An 18035-nucleotide genomic window follows, 5' to 3' on the forward strand; every position below is an offset into this window, starting at 1 on the left:
GAGGTTTTGAAATGTTAGAAAAAATAGATTCAGTTGAACAATTTGATGAATTATTGAAAAAGGAAGAAAGATTTTTTCTATTAAAACATAGTTTAACTTGCCCGGTCAGTCACGCAGCGTATCAAGAATATCAAAAATATGCGAGCGAGCATCAGGATGTACCGACCTATTTTCTAGCTGTGCAGGAATCAAGGCCGCTTTCCAATGAAATTTCAGAGAAATTCCAGATTAAGCACGAATCTCCTCAGGCGATATTGTTTTCAAACGGAGAGGCAATGTGGAATGCTTCTCACTGGAAAATAACTAATCGTTCTTTGACTGGAGCAATAGGTGAAAATTAAAAAGCTTATTGATTAGATTCTTGCACCGCTTATAGTCCAATTGCATAAACTGCTTTAATACTTAAAAGCGTTTAATCGTTAAAGAAAAAAGTCGTGACAAAGAAATTTTTTTCCGCTATAATAAAGCCTAATTATATAAAAATTGTTTAAAAATTAAAAATTCGCAAAAAGTTGTTTAAGTCTGACAAAAGCAGCTTTATGGAGCATTCAGAATTTAAGTAGTTAAATACTGGGTAGCTTTAAGAAAGGACGGGGGCAAATGATGGGCAATAATGAATTGGAGCAATTAAGGACGCGTGTCGATGAATTAAACCTGGAATTGTTGAGGATTATTAATGAAAGAGCTGAACTTGTACAAGAGATTGGACGAGTTAAAGGCCACCAAGGTGTATACCGTTACGATCCGGTTCGTGAAAGAAAAATGCTCGACAACGTTAAAGAGCAAAATGATGGTCCGTTTGATAATGCAACAATTGATCATCTTTTTAAAGAAATTTTTAAAGCAGGTTTAGATTTGCAAAAGGATGACCATAGCAAAGCACTGCTTGTTTCACGTAAGAAAAAGGCAGAAGATACTATTGTAACCTTAAAAGGTGAAAATGTTGGGGATGGCAAGCCGCATTTTGTATTTGGACCATGTTCCGTTGAATCATACGAACAGGTTGCTGCAGTTGCCAAGTCAATGAAGGAAAAAGGTTTAAAACTGCTTCGCGGCGGTGCTTATAAACCAAGAACATCACCGTATGATTTCCAAGGCTTAGGGGTTGAAGGATTAAAAATTCTTAAGCGCGTTTCAGATGAATACGGTATGGCGGTTATCAGTGAAATTGTTAACCCTGCAGACATTGAAATGGCTTGTGATTATATTGATGTCATTCAAATTGGTGCACGTAACATGCAAAACTTTGAATTATTAAAAGCTGCAGGTGCAGTTAAGAAGCCTGTATTATTAAAACGAGGGCTGGCTGCTACAATTGAAGAATTTATTAATGCAGCAGAATACATTATGGCTCAAGGTAATGGACAAATCATTCTTTGTGAACGAGGAATTAGAACCTACGAACGGGCTACGAGAAATACACTTGATATTTCTGCAGTTCCAATTTTAAAACAAGAGACACATTTGCCGGTATTTGTGGATGTTACGCACTCCACTGGAAGAAGGGATTTACTATTGCCTACAGCGAAAGCTGCGATTGCAATTGGTGCTGATGGAGTAATGGCGGAAGTTCACCCTGACCCGGCCGTTGCCCTTTCGGATTCTCAACAGCAAATGGATCTTAAACAGTTTGATCAATTCTATAATGAATTATTGGCATCAAACTTTGTCCGTATCTAAGCAAATACAAAACTAAGTCCAAAAACCTTCTGCAATCGTAATTGCAGAAGGTTTTTTAAGTTAATCATGAAAATAAAATGAAAATAAAGGCAAATGCAATTGCGGCATTATAATTCTTATCGTATTATTGAATACATAAAATAAAGATTGTTTATTTTCTCACAATCAATAAAGATGACTAGGTTATCATATCCTGTTGTAAAATAAAAGAAAATAACGAATCGTGTAAAGGAGTGTGGTAAACGTGAATATAACGATTTATGATGTTGCCAGGGAAGCAAACGTTTCGATGGCGACTGTTTCACGTGTAGTGAATGGAAACCCCAATGTTAAACCAGTTACCCGCAAAAAAGTTCTTGAAGTAATTGACCGCTTAGGTTATCGTCCAAATGCGGTTGCAAGAGGGTTGGCCAGTAAAAAGACAACAACGGTTGGTGTAATAATCCCGGATATATCGAATATCTTTTTTGCTGAACTAGCCCGCGGTATTGAGGATATTGCGACAATGTATAAGTACAATATTATATTGAGCAATTCCGATCAAAACAAAGAAAAAGAATTGCACCTATTAAATACAATGTTAGGTAAGCAAGTGGATGGGATTGTCTTCATGGGAGGCAATATCACGGCTGATCATGTTGAGGAATTTGAAAAATCTCCTGTTCCAATTGTACTTGCCGGGTCCATTGAAGAATCGAAAAAAATCCCCTCCGTTAATATTGATTATGAAGAAGCTGTTTTTGATTCTGTTTCAGAGTTTATTGAAAAAGGTCATAAAAATATTGCATTTGTTGTAGGCCCATTACATGAACCGAAAAACACGGAGAAGAAGCTAAATGGATACAAGAGAGCACTTCAGGAAGCAGAAATTCCGTATAAGGAAGATCTTGTTGTTGAAGGTGATTATACGTATGATTCAGGTCTTGAAGCCTTTGATAAATTATTGGAAGCTTCCGACAAGCCGACAGCTATTTTAGTCGGCGCTGATGAAATGGCACTTGGAGTGGTACATGGTGCTGAGGATAAAGGGTACCAAATCCCTGAAGATTTTGAAGTTATTACTTCGGATAATACAAGGCTCTCACTAATGGTTCGCCCGCAGCTGACAACAGTCGTTCAGCCATTATATGATATTGGTGCAGTTTCAATGCGTTTGCTGACTAAATTAATGAATAAAGAAAAAGTAAGTGAACAAATTGTAGTGCTGCCACATCGCATTGAACATCGGCAATCAACTAAATAAATGAAACAAAGGGTTGTCCAACTTGGACAACCCTTTTTCTATGATATGGTCTCACTTTTCTTCTGGTTCCGAATCGGATATAATGCTTTTTCAAGTGTTCGTAAATTTTTTTCGGTAATTTCAGCTTTTCGCGGGATCGGTTTGTACAAGTGCTCAGGGTCGTCCCATTCCGGTGGTAATGTTACCGGAGCTTCCTTTTGCCAGCTATCAACCCATTCGTGCGGTAAACTTCCATAACAATTTGAGTTTTCAGTCATTTCTAACCAGATTAAAGCCCAGGCCCGCGGGACAACTCTCCAAATGTCATAGCCTCCACCACCGACCGCAATCCATTTACCGTCACAGTATTGATGGGCAATTTCATGAGCTAGCTTTGGAATTTCCCGATAAATTTTCATTGTTGCTGATAAATGTGTCAATGGGTCAAAGTAATGCGAGTCTGCACCATTTTGAGTTAGGATAACATCAGGTTTAAAAAACTCGGCAACTTCTTTAATTGAGTGAGTATAAATATCCAGCCAAGATTCATCTTCTGTAAATGCATCAACAGGGACATTAAATGAAAAACCGTAGCCTTTGCCCTGGCCTCTCTCATTTACATTACCTGTACCGGGAAATAAGTATCTGCCTGTCTCATGAATGGATAAGGTACAAACATTTGGATCATCATAGAATGACCATTGCACACCATCGCCATGATGGGCATCCGTGTCAACATATAGGACCCGTGCATTATATTTCATTTGCAGATATTTAATTGCGACGGAACTATCATTATATACGCAAAATCCCGATGCCTTTCCCCTAAAGCCATGGTGGAGCCCTCCTCCAAGATGGAGGGCATGGGTAGCTTGTCCTGTCATCACTTGATCAACAGCCGTTAATGTGCCTCCAACCAGCAGAGAACTGGCTTCATGCATATTTGGGAAAATAGGCGTGTCCTCGGTACCTAATCCATAGTTTTCAGCTATTTCTTTTGAAAGCTTTCCATGACCTGCTTTATTTACTGCGTCAATGTAGCTTGGGTCATGGATAAGGGAAAGTTCTTCAATGGTTGCTCTTCTTGGGGTAATAATCTGATTATCATCTAAAGCATGAATTTTTTTAAGTAGGTCTACTGTAAGTTTAAGACGGAACTGATCAAAAGGATGATGACTGCTGAATTTATAATTCAGCAGCTCTTCTGAAAAAATAAAGGAACAACGATCCATCATATCGATATACCCGGCAGATTCGGCCATAAAACATGGTGTCCTGCTTCTTTCAAATCGTGTATCAGCTGTACAGGATTCATCATTTGCACTCGAATTACAAGTATTTTAAATCGATCATCCTTTTTGTCCGGGTAAACAAGCACACTTAAAATATTTGCATTCCGATTTCGAAATATAGCCGAAATATCACTTAGAATTCCGGCTATGTTAGGAACCTTTATTTCAATTTGGGAACCCGGCTGATGAGCTCCGGTTAACTCGACCATGGTCCGTAAAAGGTCAGTTTCGGTAATAATTCCTACTAGTTTTCCATCCTTCGTGATGGGAAGGCAGCTGATTTTGTGTTCATAGAATAAGCCTGCAACTTCTTCAACAAAATCAAGTGGATGTCCGGAAATGACGTCCTTTTTCATAATGGAATCAATAGGTTTTTGTAAGTCCTCTAAGTGTTCATTGGCGTGAAAGATGGAGGGAGTTACATCCCGTAAACCGGCCGCCGTTACTAATCCGACTAAATGCTCTTCTGAATTGATAATGGGAATATGACGGATTCTTTTTGCCTCCATTAAACGCAAGGCATCGGCAATTGAATTTGTCGGTGTAAGCTTTGCGACATTTGTTCTCATGATTTCTTCTACTATCATCAGAAAATCCCCCCTACTCAAACAGTTTTTGGTGTCTAGCTCCAGTGCCTAGTGGCTCTTTGGTCTAAGCCAATCCGTCAAGAAGGTTAAGGAGCAACCTTCTCGCCGGCTCGTCTTATGCTTGTCGCTCCTGGACAAGGCGCTTGCACTTTTTGTATTAATACATAAAACGGTTCATAAAGCGAAGTCGATCAAATCTTTGAATTGATTCAGTATCTATTCTTTTACCGATCCGAGCCATTAGGCAGTTGGCGGGATGGGAACAAATTTCAGGGTCATCGGTAGCATACCATTCCAAGCCGCCGGCATTCATCATTTTTTCCATAATTTTTCGATACTCCCAGACATTTGTACCTGTTCCCTTTAGATCCCAATGCCAATAATATTCTGTCGTGATGGTAATGTAATCTTCCATCGCATCATCCATCATCGACACAATCAGAAGATTTTTCCCTACTGAACAACCTCTAAATTGAGGAATTACTTCAATCGCACCCAACTCTATTAAATTATCCATTTTGCCCTCTGACCAGCGTTCAAGAGGATCCGGATAGAGATAGGTCACATATCCAACAATGGTTTCCCGATGTCTGGCAATAATAATCCTGCCTTCCTCAAGTTTTGCAATGCCAACCAGGGCCTGATGCTGTGCAGCCGGCTGACGGAAAGCAATGAGGTGTTCATGAAATTCATAACCTGCTAGTTTATCTGAAGAAGTAGGTCCTTCAATAATTAAGTTCCCATGAGGAGTTTTTAATTCTTTGGCATTATACGTTTTTTTATGTTTCATTCGGTCACCCCTGGATAAATCTATCGCGCGTTAATTCTATTATACATAATTTCTATTCATTTATTGTTCGTTCACAAAATTTTCTGTTTTCTTTGATGGTATTTTCTAACCATCCTACCTCGTCATTAAATGTAAATTATTCTTTAAAAATAATTTTAAAAATTGAGAATAGTTACTATTTGTACTATAATAATCACATGAAATAGCAAAAGGGGGAATTTGAATGAAAGTGGAAGCGCTGCCAGTGGTACATGGTGATTACAATCTAAACAATTATGATGAAATGTACAAGCATTTTAACTGGAATGAAACAGAAAAGGAATTTACTTGGCATGAGACAAATCTTGTCAATTTAGCATATGAGGCAATTGACCGTCATGCAGAAACCTTTCGGAAAAATAAAATTGCCCTTTACTACCGTGATGGCTTAAGAGATGAGAAATACACCTTTAAAGAAATGAAAGATCTTTCCAACAAAGCTGGAAATGTCCTCAAAACGTACGGTGATGTAGAAAAAGGCGACCGCGTCTTTATTTTTATGCCACGCTCACCTGAGCTATATTTTACTGTTTTAGGTGCGATTAAGCTAGGAGCCATCGTAGGTCCTTTATTTGAGGCCTTTATGGAGGGGGCTGTTAGAGACCGCCTACAAGACAGCGAAGCAAAGGTACTTGTCACAACACCGGAATTACTGGACCGTGTACCTGTCAGTGAACTCCCGGCTTTGAAACATATTTTCCTTGTTGGTAACGGTGTAGAAGAAAACGGAGAATACCATGATTTCTTAAAGAAATTTGAAGGAGCAAGCAAAAAATTAAGAATAGAGTGGGTCGACAGGACAGATGGCCTGATTCTCCACTATACTTCAGGATCCACCGGGAAACCAAAAGGAGTATTGCATGTACATAATGCGATGATTCAACATTATCAAACGGCAAAATGGGTTCTTGATTTAAAAGAAGATGATGTTTACTGGTGTACTGCAGACCCGGGGTGGGTAACAGGAACTTCCTATGGTATCTTTGGGCCATGGTTAACCGGTGCGTCCAATGTGATTGTTGGCGGGCGTTTTAGCCCTGAAACTTGGTATAAGATGATAGAAGACTTTGGCGTAACCGTGTGGTACAGTGCTCCAACAGCTTTTCGCATGTTGATGGGCGCAGGAGACGAAATCGTAAAGAAATTTGATTTAAGCTGCCTTCGCCATATATTAAGTGTTGGCGAACCGTTAAACCCGGAAGTTGTAAAATGGGGAGTTAAAGTGTTTAACCATCGAATCCATGATACATGGTGGATGACTGAAACAGGTGCCCAGCTGATCTGTAACTATCCATGCATGGCAATAAAGCCCGGCTCAATGGGTAAACCGATTCCAGGCGTTGTCGCTGCAATTGTTGATGATCAGGGCAATGAGCTTCCGCCATACAGAATGGGAAACCTTGCTATTAAAAAAGGCTGGCCGTCCATGATGCATACCATTTGGAATAACTCTGAAAAATATGAATCTTATTTTATGCCTAGCGGCTGGTATTTTTCAGGAGATTCAGCCTACATGGATGAAGATGGCTATTTCTGGTTCCAAGGTCGGATTGATGATGTGATTATGACGTCGGGTGAACGGGTTGGCCCATTTGAAGTTGAGAGCAAGCTTGTTGAGCATCCAGCTGTTGCTGAAGCGGGTGTAATCGGTAAGCCTGATCCTGTTCGTGGAGAAATCATTAAAGCCTTTGTAGCACTCAGGGATGGCTATGAACCGTCAAATGAATTAAAAGAGGAAATTAGGCAGTTTGTAAAACATGGACTTGCAGCACATGCCGCACCAAGGGAAATTGATTTCCGCGATAAGCTTCCAAAAACACGAAGCGGTAAAATTATGCGCCGCGTCCTGAAAGCCTGGGAGCTCAATTTACCTGCCGGTGATCTTTCAACAATGGAAGACTAGAGCAGGGGACTTACAGGATAAGAAATCCATAGAAAAACCGCACCGGTGATTTTCGGTGCGGTTTTTCTATGGATTTCTATCCTTAAGGCGTTGGTGTACCGCCAATTACAACTTCGTTTGAAGGTGCTGATTCATGACCGGCAATATCGACAGCAGTGACATAATAAGTACCGTTTGAAGCCGTATATGCGAGGCTTGAGCCACTTTTTATACTTGCCACTTTTGTTGAAAATACATTATGTTGATAGACACGATAACCAATTACATCATTATCGCCTGAAGTTGACCAAGTCAATATGCTGCCGGAAGCCGTTACGTTCACGCTATCCGGGGTTTTTCCGTTATCTACCATCTTCGCATTAGGTACGAGTATATTCGCCCATCGATCTTTCTTTGGAATGAGCTGACTTGTATTTCTGAAATTTTTACCGACCATTTGGGTGATAAAATCCGGATTTAAAATCATACCTTTTTGGGCAAAATCACTTGGTGTTGAATCCAAGGCTAAGAATTTTTTACCATTAATTTGGACGAAATTTCCTTGAATTAAGCTATTATCTTGTTTTTTCGGGACATTATTTACATTAAAGTAATCACTCACAAGCAATCCTGCATTTGAGCAGGCAGCTGAAGGGAGTAATCCGGAAACAGCACATATTGTACGTTTCACTATCCCATCCGGCATTTGAAATGATTCTTTCGGACTGATTAAATCTGGCTTTATCGCATATGCCGAATTGATTAAGTCAACCCATAAATTATTTGTTCTTTGGCTATATGACAATGATCCGGAGGATTGCAATGATTTCGGAGTATCATAACCTGTCCAGATCCCAAATGTAACATTTGGATTTGTGGCCACAAACCAAGAATCATAATAATTTACCCCTGTACCGGTTTTTCCTGCCCAATCTGTTTTAAATTTCAGTCTGCTGTTAATTCCGGCTGCCGTCCCCATTTTAACCACATCTCGCATCATATCAAGTGTTAAGTAAGCCGTTTGCGGTTTAAAAACGTCAACCGGTTTCACTTCATGTTGGTAAATAATTTTGCCATTTTTATCAACAATTTTATCAATCAAATATGCGTCAATAAATTTACCGCCATTTGCAAAAGTGGTAAAGGCATTCGTATTTTCTTCAATCGTTACCCCATTCTTCATCGATCCAATTGCTGTTGCGAGGTTTGTATAATCATCACTTCGAAGAGATGAAAAGCCCATCTTTTCAAGATATTTGGAAGGTCTTTGATTGACAATTTCACTATAAAGCTTTACCGCGGGAACATTATAGGACTTGGCAAGTGCATATCTTGCTGAAACCAAACCACTGTACCTGAGGTCATAGTTGTGCGGCCAAGGACTGCTACTGGCCGGATTAAGACTTAAGGCCACATCTGGTAGCAGTGTCCCCGGGGAAGCTATTCCTAAATCAATTGCAGGCCCATAAACAAGTAAAGGCTTCATTGTTGAACCGTTTTGCCTGATTGCACTCGTTGCATGATTCAGCTGCTGTTTGTTGTAATCTCTTCCGCCGACAAAGCTGATAATTGCACCAGTCTTATTTTCAATCAGCTCTGCCCCAACTTCCACAGGTTCCATTACAGTTTTCTTTTCACCCGTGTCCGGGTCTACTTTTTCCTGCGGTTTGTCAGGTCCGTAAGAAGGGTATTTATCCTTTACGATTTGCATTGCATCATAGATATCTTTGTTAATGGTCGTATGAATTTCATACCCATTTTGATGCAGATCATGGTTAGCTAATGTTTGGTATTTGTAATGAAGATTATCATCGTTTTTTAAATCTTTTTCACTGTATCCATCTTTTTTTGCTAACACTGAGGCAAGTACATCAATTGAACGCTTTTCAATTTCCTGCGTAAGCCATGGGTATTTTTCGATTGGATTAAGAGTTGGCTTTGTAAAATCTTTAGTAATATCATAAGCTGATGCTTCTGTATAATGCTTTTGGTTTATGTATCCCCCGTCATACATTCTTTTTAAAACTATTTTCATTCGGATTAGTCCTGGTTTAAGATTGTCTTTCAATTTTCCTTCTTTTGTAAAAGGTGTATACCCAAAAGGACTTTGAGGTAAGCCGGCAATAAATGCTGCTTGAGGAAGGGTTAAATCTTTGGCATTTTTTCCGAAGATTCCTTTTGCCGCCGCTTGAATCCCTGCAATATTTCGTCCTGAAGCATTTCTTCCGAAGGTTGAAACGTTTAAGTATGCCTCAAGTATTTCTTTTTTTGTGAAAAATTTCTCTAATCGAAGGGCAAGTAAAATTTCATTTGCTTTTCGTTGGAATGAAACTTCATTTGTCAAAATTTGATTTTTAATTAATTGTTGGGTTAAAGTACTTCCGCCTGATTGGACAGAGGAGTTTGTGACTTCCTGAAAAAGGGCACGGAAAACAGCTTTAGGGACAACACCCTTGTGCTGGTAAAAGTATTCGTCTTCGGTTGCCACAATTGCTTTGACTAGGTAATCTGATACTTGATCTATCTTGACTTCCTCACGTTCCAGATCAGACTGAAGTTTTCCAAGGTAGACATTTTCAGAAAAATATAGATCAGAAGGTTCGGTATAATCATAGATATCTTTTTTCATACTATTGTACGAACGGACGGGCTCGTCCTTAACTAGTGAGGCGAAATAGCCTGCGCCGACACCTGTTGCAAAAGCTCCTCCAAGTACGATTACTGTTAAAAATAAAAGAAATAAGTTCCAAACTACTTGGTAGGTAATTCGTGCTTTTTTTACCGTTTTTTTATGGGTAATCAAGTTTATTGCCGGTTTTATTTTTTCAATCCATGCCTGTAGCTTTTCTTTCATAGCATCACCTCTTATGAAATCCCTTACATTATAGCATATAGCCTTCTAAAAAATGACAAACTTCTACATTTTTCTGGAATTTCCAATCCAGGTTTGACAGATGTAAATAATTATGGTAAAAATAAATTTAATTTCAATAATAAGCTGTGAAGGGAATCCAGTAGTTCTTCTATCCCTGTTCGAAGAGAGTCAGCATATGGTGGAAGCTGACACATATAGGAGAATGAATTACGTCCTCGAGCTTTCGCCGTGAAAAATATAGTAGCGGAGAACGGTAAAAACCGTTAACTTTTTTGAGTTGGAGGAGATTTTCCTCAAGCCGGGTGGTACCGCGATTTTTCGTCCCTGCATTTTTGCAGGGGCGTTTTTAATTTTTTACAAATTGGTTAGAAGTAATATGGAGGGATTTAGGATGGAATTGTTACAGGATTTAGCGTGGAGAGGAATTATTTATCAACAAACGGATGAAGAGGGAATAAAAGATGTTTTAGGCAAGGATAAAATTTCACTGTATTGCGGCGTTGATCCTACAGCTGACAGTATGCACATCGGACACCTGCTGCCGTTTTTAACGCTGCGTCGTTTTCAGGATCACGGTCACCGTCCTATCGTTTTAGTAGGTGGGGCAACAGGACTAATCGGTGATCCAAGCGGAAAAAGCGAAGAACGAAAGCTGTTAACATTGGAAACTGTTCAAGATAATGTTGCAGGCATTAAAAATCAATTAGAATCTATTTTTGATTTCGATGGTGAAAATGGTGCGATTATGGTGAATAACTATGATTGGGCCGGCTCTATGGACATTGTGACCTTCTTACGTGATATCGGTAAGCATATCGGTGTTAATTACATGCTTGCGAAGGATACAATTGCATCCCGCCTTGAGACAGGTATCTCGTTTACAGAGTTTACTTATACGATTCTTCAGGCATTGGATTTTCTACATTTATATGAACACCACAATTGTAGATTGCAAATCGGCGGCAGTGATCAGTGGGGAAATATTACCTCGGGCTTGGAATTAATCCGCAAAATGCAGCCGGAAGGATCCAAAGCTTTTGGTTTAACGATACCACTTGTGACAAAAGCAGATGGGACAAAATTTGGAAAATCGGAAAGCGGTTCAGTATGGCTCGATCCGGAAAAAACAACTCCTTACGAATTTTATCAGTTCTGGATTAATACCGCTGATGCCGATGTCGTGAAATACTTAAAGTACTTCACGTTCCTATCTCATGAAGAAATTGAGAAATTTGCATTGTCTGTTGAAGAGGAGCCTCACCTTCGTAAAGCACAAAAGGCTTTAGCTGAGGAAATGACTCGTCTTATTCATGGCGAAAGCTCACTGCAGCAGGCAATTAAGATTTCTAATGCCTTATTTAGCGGAGATGTGAAATACCTATCCGCAGCGGAGATTAAACAAGGATTTAAAGACGTTCCATCCTTTAATGCAACTGAATTAGAGGGTAATCTAGTAGATCTGTTAGTGGCAGCGGGTATTTCTCCATCTAAGCGTCAAGCCCGTGAAGATATCACAAATGGGGCCATTGCCATTAACGGAGAAAGAATTACAGATACCGCGTATTCACTTCAGGAAACAGATCGGATCGAAGGACAGTTCACAATTATAAGAAGAGGCAAGAAGAAATATTCTTTAATTAAATATTAATTTTCCCAAAGGCTGCCACATTTGCAAAATGGGGCAGCCTTACTTGTTTGATTGGAACAATTTTAAAACTAAAAACCCCTTACCAATACGGTAAGGGTTTTTAGTATCAAGTGACTAACGAGAGTAATGCGCCAATTAAAATCGTTGCATGTGTATGATGAAGGCCATGAGGTGTAATTGTTTTTAGCCCTGTTTTTTTGATGATTCGGTCGAAGCAATATTTTAACGTGTTTCTCCCATTGGTGTGTAATATTCTCTAAGTTAAAACTGTTACAACCCAATTTGGTTCTCTTCATTGATAGGGTTGAGGAGACATCTCTTACCCCTAAGGAGACATCTAAACAAGAACCTTGATAATGTTGGTCCGCAAGTTTGTCCGGATAATTTTTTATAAAGTTACTTTGAATCGACTGTAGTGGCGGAGTTTTTAGCGCATTAAGTTACAAAGAAGCAATTAAAAGAGCAAAAGCAAAAGGGGCTACCATCCGAACATTTGGAAGTCTTTGAAGGGGAGCAATGAGTATCCGCGATTGTAAATCGAACCGAATTTCGACGTACAGATCCTTAACGCGGATCCCGAATAGCTTGATGGGAGTGAACTCCGATAGGGGAACGCGTCCGTGCAAAAATAAGAGCCTGAGTTCTATATTTGCAAGGACTTAGGCTGTTTAATTTTTCTCTAAAAACGGTGGTTATAATAGAATCGGAAATATTGTTTTCGACACATTACCTCTTCAGGCCTGTAATACGGATTCTTTACCTCTCTATAAATTAAATGCTTTTTTTAAAATTATCTAAAAAGTCATCAATAAATTCCTTGGCTACTTTCGTAAAATTTTTCGTTTCTAAATATATAAGCCAGAAATCAACTGGAAAATGCTTTTCTTCCTTTAATGGGATAATTTTTATATCTCCATTCAAAACCATTGAACTATTTTTAATAGCAAAATCATGTAAAAACAAGATGGCTTGACTTTCTTTTACCAGCTTAAAAAGAAGGCTGCTGCTATTCGATCTAACTAACACTTGATTTAAATTCGGTTTTGTTAATTTTAACACCTTTTTATAGTCAGATGAATTATACATCACTAATTTTGAATCTTTTAATGCACTAAGTGTTACATAATCATGATGATAAAAAGGTGAATTTTTACCAACCGCTATACAAATATGCCCTGTATGAATATGTTCAAAACGAATATTTTTTTCTTTTTTTAATTCTTCTAAAGAAGAGGGAATTAAAGCAAAGTCATAATTTTCCTTGTTGAAATTCTGAATAATTTCTGTAGGGTTTTGCTCTATTAATTCGAAGGTAATATCTTTATTTTCCGAATTAAACTTTACCATTGTTTCTTGAAGTATAAAAGTAAAGGCAGGAGCAGTTAAAATTTTCAAATGAGCTTGATTATTATTTTTATACTCAAAAATTTCTTTATTTAGTTCTTTAATGGTGTTTAGTAAAGTTATTGCTTTAGAAATAACGATTTTACCTTCAAAAGTAGGAGTAACTCCTTGTTTTGATCGGTTAAAGATTTTTATACCAAGCTCATTTTCCAACTGAGTAATAGATTGACTCATCCCTGAATTTGAAATAAATAATTTTACTGCTGCTTTTGAAATGGACATCTCGTTTGCAACGTTTATAATATATTCCATTTGTTCAAAATTCATCATTTCACCTCAACTTCAGCGGATCACATCATTATATCTTTATACATTTTACACTTGATTTTAATAGAATCATGAGCCCGTCGTACATAAAAAATTGTTAACAAATTCACCGATAAGGTTGAGAATGACCGAATTCCGAACGAGCTGGAATTGGGTACTCACCTCTGTTTTCCAACTGGGCTGACCGTGCCCTACGAAGAGCTAATCGTAATTACCATTCTAATTCAGTATGCAAATGATATAAATTCCTTTAACATGTACGTATTTCCTTTTGCGAAGGCTTTGGAACTGACCAATTTCGTTTCGATGATCCCTCATACTACAATAGCACTTCCAATCAAAAAGTTGATCATTAAGGAAAATATTTCAATTGGCGCTAATTCTGGTCATCATCCCATCGTGACCTTTCATGCACAGAGAGAATTTTATTGCGATGAAATTTCTCCAGTATCTAAAAGTTCACCCCTCACTTTTGTACGAATCGGTACGGTTGATAGACGGAATCCCAATTATTTTTCTCGGCTCCATCGATCGGACTGATCGGACTGATAAACAGTAAACGGCCAAACTTTATTTTAAAATCACTGCCTTCAATTTGCTTTTCTGCTAAATTGTAAGTGACAAATTTTAATAGAGAGTAAATCGAATGTAAAAGTTTTGTAAATGGGTTCTGGAGCAAAAGGCTTAAATGCGATTGCAGTAATATCAAAAGGACATTTTAAGTTTTACTTAATACGGTATTCAGTTTTCTGGAATTTAATAAACGTTTCGAACCATGATAAGCTTCTTTCTGGCAAGGGACACGAATCCATTTTGGGCTTGCTGAAGGAAGGGTGTTGGGCGGTGTTTTTGCCATGGTTTGTGTGCTACGATTCCTGTCATTTCAAGAGCTGTAGGGGAAAAATTAGATTCATCTAGAAAAGGGAGTGAACAATTTGGGGAAATTTAAAAAGAAGAAAAAAATGATTGCTGGACTGGCATTGAGCACTGTATTACTTGGTTCTATAACTGCTTATGCCGCAAATGATGGTGCATTTGGAACTAACTTAGTCGGTCGACAACCCAATGGCTCAGTTCAAACTGCTGATAATCATCTGCTCACACCAGCTGGGAAGCAAGTTGAATTCCCTGGAAACCCAATTTCCGTTGCCGTTAGTCCTAACGGAAAGACTGCTGTAGCCTTAGATGGAGGAGGTTATGGTGGGGAGGGGCTTAACATTGTAGATCTGACAACCGGAAAGCTGATAGGCACGAATGTCAACATTGGTCTTTACAATGCGTGGGGACTCGCTTATTCTCCTGATGGTAAAACACTCTATGCAACAGGTTTAAATAATAAGAATCAAGCGCAAATTGCCACTATGTCAGTGGCTGATGACGGAACTCCTACAGTGACCTCGACTTTGACACTACCAGATGCTACTGTGGATGGATGGAATGATATTAACCCGCTAGACATGGCTGTTGGGCCTGATGGAAAGACGCTCCTTGTGGCTCTTAATCGAGGCAATAGTCTTGGTGTTATTGATCTACAGTCGGGAAAATTTTCTACCCAAATACCTGTAGGAAACGCTCCGACAAGTGTAATGGTTAATGGGAATACGGCATACGTGACAAATCAAGGTGGTAGAAAAGCTAATCCAGGAGACTTTACTATAAAATCCTCAGGTACGCCGATTGTAGTAGACCCTCAATTGGGTACTTCATCTACTGGAACCGTATCGGTGGTTGATCTCACCACGAATACAGTTACGAAGACAATCCCTGTCGGGGTTCAACCAGAGCGAATGACGCTCTCTGGAAAGTATCTCTTTGTAACAAACACAAACAGTGACACAGTGTCGGTTATCGACACACAGACCAATGACGTTGTTCAAACGATCGATATCAAACCATATCCAGATGCACCGCTTGGCTCTGCACCAAACGCGGTTAAAATGATTAACGGGAATCAATTAGTAGTTAGCTTGGGACGAGATAACGCTCTCGCTGTATATGACTGGAACGGACCGGATAAAGAACCTCAGCTGAAGGGACTCGTACCGACTGGTTCGTTCCCAGATGATATTGCCATTGATACTGCTAACAATCAACTTATTGTCTCAAATATGAATGGAGTAGGCGCGCTCGGATCAAATGGCACCAGTAATGTAGCGGGAAACAAGGTAACAGGTCACCAAACTTATGCTCAAGTCGGCTCTATGTCGATGATTCCGTTCCCTTCGAATAACGATCTCGCTAAAATGACGGACCAAGTTTACAGCGATAACAACTGGTTCGGGTTGAAAAATCGAAACGCCGAACCTCGCCACAATAAGAAAGCTGTGGCAATGCCAGAGAGAATCGGTGAGCCTTCCACCATCAAACATGTGTTTTACATCATCAAAGAAAATCGTACGTATGATCAGGTACTCGGAGACCTTGGTAAAGGCAACGGCGATCCAACTCTGACTCAGTTTGGTCAGACTGTTTCACCAAACTTCCATCAGTTTGCAAATACATTCCCGTTGTTGGACAACTTCTACACAAGTGGCATTAATTCAGCCGCTGGGCATCAATGGGTTACACAAGCAACCCTCCCTGACTATGAGGATAAAGAGACAGATGGAGGAAACAATCGTAGCTACCCAGGAGGAAACCAAAGTGACCCTATGGCCTACGCACCAACCGGGCATATCTGGGATAACGCCGTAAAACATAATGTATCGGCTGCTGTCTTCGGAGAAAATGCAACTAATTTTAGTGGTCCTGAGCCCTTTGGTAAGTGGACTGATTGGTATAATGATTACAAGATATTGTCGGGTCAACAGCAAGGTTCACTTCATGTGCCTGTTGGGGATTATCAAGCAACAAGTGATATTCCAGCGGTGAATTCTATCTTGTACAAGCCGTTTCCTACCAACACCCAAGCAATTCCAGATGTGTACCGGGCTCAAATCTTCTTGGACAAGTTTAATGATTATGTAAAGAACAATAATTTACCACAACTCATTACCATGTGGTTACCTGACGACCATACTGCTTCAACGTCCAAAGGGTACCCAACGCCACAGGCAATGGTAGCAGACAATGATCAGGCAGTCGGAAAGATTGTAGACGCCATCTCACACAGTCCGTACTGGAAAGACTCAATCATTTACGTAACCGAAGATGATGCTCAAGGCGGTGTAGATCACGTAGATGGCCACCGTGAACCAGCATTTGTCATTAGTCCGTGGGTAAAAAGAGGAGTAACCGATAGTCACTACTGGACCACAACTAATATGATTAGAAGTATGGAACAAATACTTGGGTTACCGCCTATGAATCAAAACGATGCTGCGGCTGATCCGATGAGCGAGATCCTTACCGACCAACCGGATTTTACTCCGTATAACTTGGTTGCAAATCAAATACCACTAAATTGGATGAACGGACAGCCTGCACCACAGGGATTCGCACAGGCACCGACACCTCCAACAACACCTGCAACGCAGCAGATGCAGAATGATTGGGATTCCTGGTCCGACAAGCATAAGGATGATTTTGGTGGACCACATTCAAAGCCTGACGTGGAGAACGCTAACGTTATGAACCATTCTGTTTGGTACGCTACAAAAGGATATGATAAACCATATCCGGGTGACGATAAGGTCTTAACACCGGATGAAGTTGAAAAGCAGCCTGCAAGCAGTGCACCTTCACCTGCTGACAACTAAGAGTTTTTTCATGATCTAAAAATCGAAGGGGATGTCTCAAAAGTATAACTTTCTGGAGGACACTGCAAAAAGGGAAGAAATGCTAATCGGTGTTAAATAAAATAGCCCCTAACTTATGATTTTCAAAATTTAGGGGCTGTTTCAACAATAGCTCAAATTGGATTCTAAGCACTAATCATCCTTAAAAAGGTCTGGATAGATACTTGCTAATTCTTCATCTTCTTGTACCTTTTGACCACGAAACAAATAGAATGGTTTAACATTCCATTATTAAATTAACATATAAAAGCCTGTTTTATCAGGCTTTTTTAGAAATACTTTAATTCGTTTTTCTTCATATTTTATACATAAATTAAAGACGTAAAAAATACGGTTTAAGGTGAACAAAGCTACATCCGTTATCAATATTTTTATTTTCTATAACTCCAGTCAAGTGTTGGCTGGAGTTTAGCAGACGGAGAATTGGTGGCAAGTTGGTGTCAAACCCAAACATTCTGCAACCAACTACATATGTTTTAATCTTTAGTGATTTGGGGAAACACAAAAGCCATGGAGCGATCCATGGCCTTTTTAATGATAATTTTCTAATGTAAGAAAAAATAAAGAGCGCTTGTCCACTTAATAATTTCCTTGAAATATCCCCAATTAGTT

11 protein-coding genes and 1 other annotated feature are annotated in these 18035 nt (G+C 39.4%); of the genes, 6 read left to right on the plus strand and 5 right to left on the minus strand.

The features are described from left to right. Positions 1 to 11: 11 nt before the first annotated feature. The 3 genes from ytxJ to ccpA all read left to right on the plus strand — a co-directional run bounded on the left by ytxJ (position 12) and on the right by ccpA (position 2923). Positions 12 to 341: a bacillithiol system redox-active protein YtxJ gene (gene ytxJ / locus J2S10_RS00475; protein ID WP_307403566.1), complete on the plus strand. Its 330-nt coding sequence runs from the start codon at positions 12 to 14 to the stop codon at positions 339 to 341. Between the two features lie 262 nt (positions 342 to 603). Continuing rightward, positions 604 to 1680: a bifunctional 3-deoxy-7-phosphoheptulonate synthase/chorismate mutase gene (locus tag J2S10_RS00480; protein WP_307405101.1), complete on the plus strand. Its 1077-nt coding sequence runs from the start codon at positions 604 to 606 to the stop codon at positions 1678 to 1680. Positions 1681 to 1924: 244 nt separating this feature from the next. Beyond that, positions 1925 to 2923, plus strand: coding sequence for a catabolite control protein A (gene ccpA / locus J2S10_RS00485; protein WP_307403568.1), 999 nt, complete (start codon positions 1925 to 1927; stop codon positions 2921 to 2923). Between the two features lie 38 nt (positions 2924 to 2961). On the opposite strand, the gene J2S10_RS00490 is transcribed toward ccpA, so the two are convergent. The 3 genes from J2S10_RS00490 to J2S10_RS00500 all read right to left on the minus strand — a co-directional run bounded on the left by J2S10_RS00490 (position 2962) and on the right by J2S10_RS00500 (position 5571). Beyond that, positions 2962 to 4137 (minus strand): acetoin utilization protein AcuC, encoded by a 1176-nt coding sequence (locus J2S10_RS00490; RefSeq protein WP_307405104.1) that lies wholly within the window; start codon positions 4135 to 4137, stop codon positions 2962 to 2964. Further along, the gene (locus J2S10_RS00495) at positions 4134 to 4781 is read right to left on the minus strand and encodes an acetoin utilization AcuB family protein (protein WP_307403570.1); all 648 of its coding nucleotides are present in this window, start codon (positions 4779 to 4781) and stop codon (positions 4134 to 4136) included. The genes J2S10_RS00490 and J2S10_RS00495 overlap by 4 nt, the downstream gene beginning before the upstream one ends. 157 nt (positions 4782 to 4938) lie before the next feature. Beyond that, a complete protein-coding gene (locus J2S10_RS00500) occupies positions 4939 to 5571 on the minus strand; it encodes a GNAT family N-acetyltransferase (protein WP_307403572.1) in 633 nt (210 codons plus the stop codon). Positions 5572 to 5794: 223 nt separating this feature from the next. Between J2S10_RS00500 and acsA the strand changes: the two genes are divergently transcribed. Further along, positions 5795 to 7513, plus strand: coding sequence for an acetate--CoA ligase (gene acsA / locus J2S10_RS00505; protein ID WP_307403573.1), 1719 nt, complete (start codon positions 5795 to 5797; stop codon positions 7511 to 7513). Positions 7514 to 7595: 82 nt separating this feature from the next. On the opposite strand, the gene J2S10_RS00510 is transcribed toward acsA, so the two are convergent. Continuing rightward, positions 7596 to 10346 carry a transglycosylase domain-containing protein gene (locus tag J2S10_RS00510; protein WP_307403574.1) on the minus strand — a complete coding sequence of 917 codons (2751 nt, stop codon included), beginning with the start codon at positions 10344 to 10346 and terminating at the stop codon, positions 7596 to 7598. 137 nt (positions 10347 to 10483) lie between these two features. Further along, positions 10484 to 10696: a binding site (T-box leader), on the plus strand. A 62-nt stretch (positions 10697 to 10758) separates the two neighbouring features. Here J2S10_RS00510 and tyrS point away from each other — a divergent pair. Then, positions 10759 to 12015 carry a tyrosine--tRNA ligase gene (tyrS, locus tag J2S10_RS00515; protein ID WP_307403576.1) on the plus strand — a complete coding sequence of 419 codons (1257 nt, stop codon included), beginning with the start codon at positions 10759 to 10761 and terminating at the stop codon, positions 12013 to 12015. A 771-nt stretch (positions 12016 to 12786) separates the two neighbouring features. Here tyrS and J2S10_RS00520 read toward each other — a convergent pair. Next, entirely contained in the window at positions 12787 to 13686 is a 900-nt protein-coding gene (locus J2S10_RS00520) for a LysR family transcriptional regulator (protein ID WP_307403579.1), read from the minus strand. A 926-nt stretch (positions 13687 to 14612) separates the two neighbouring features. Here J2S10_RS00520 and J2S10_RS00525 point away from each other — a divergent pair. After that, the gene (locus tag J2S10_RS00525) at positions 14613 to 17384 is read left to right on the plus strand and encodes a bifunctional YncE family protein/alkaline phosphatase family protein (protein ID WP_307403581.1); all 2772 of its coding nucleotides are present in this window, start codon (positions 14613 to 14615) and stop codon (positions 17382 to 17384) included. The last annotated feature ends 651 nt before the right edge of the window (positions 17385 to 18035 follow it).

Source organism: Neobacillus ginsengisoli, assembly GCF_030813055.1.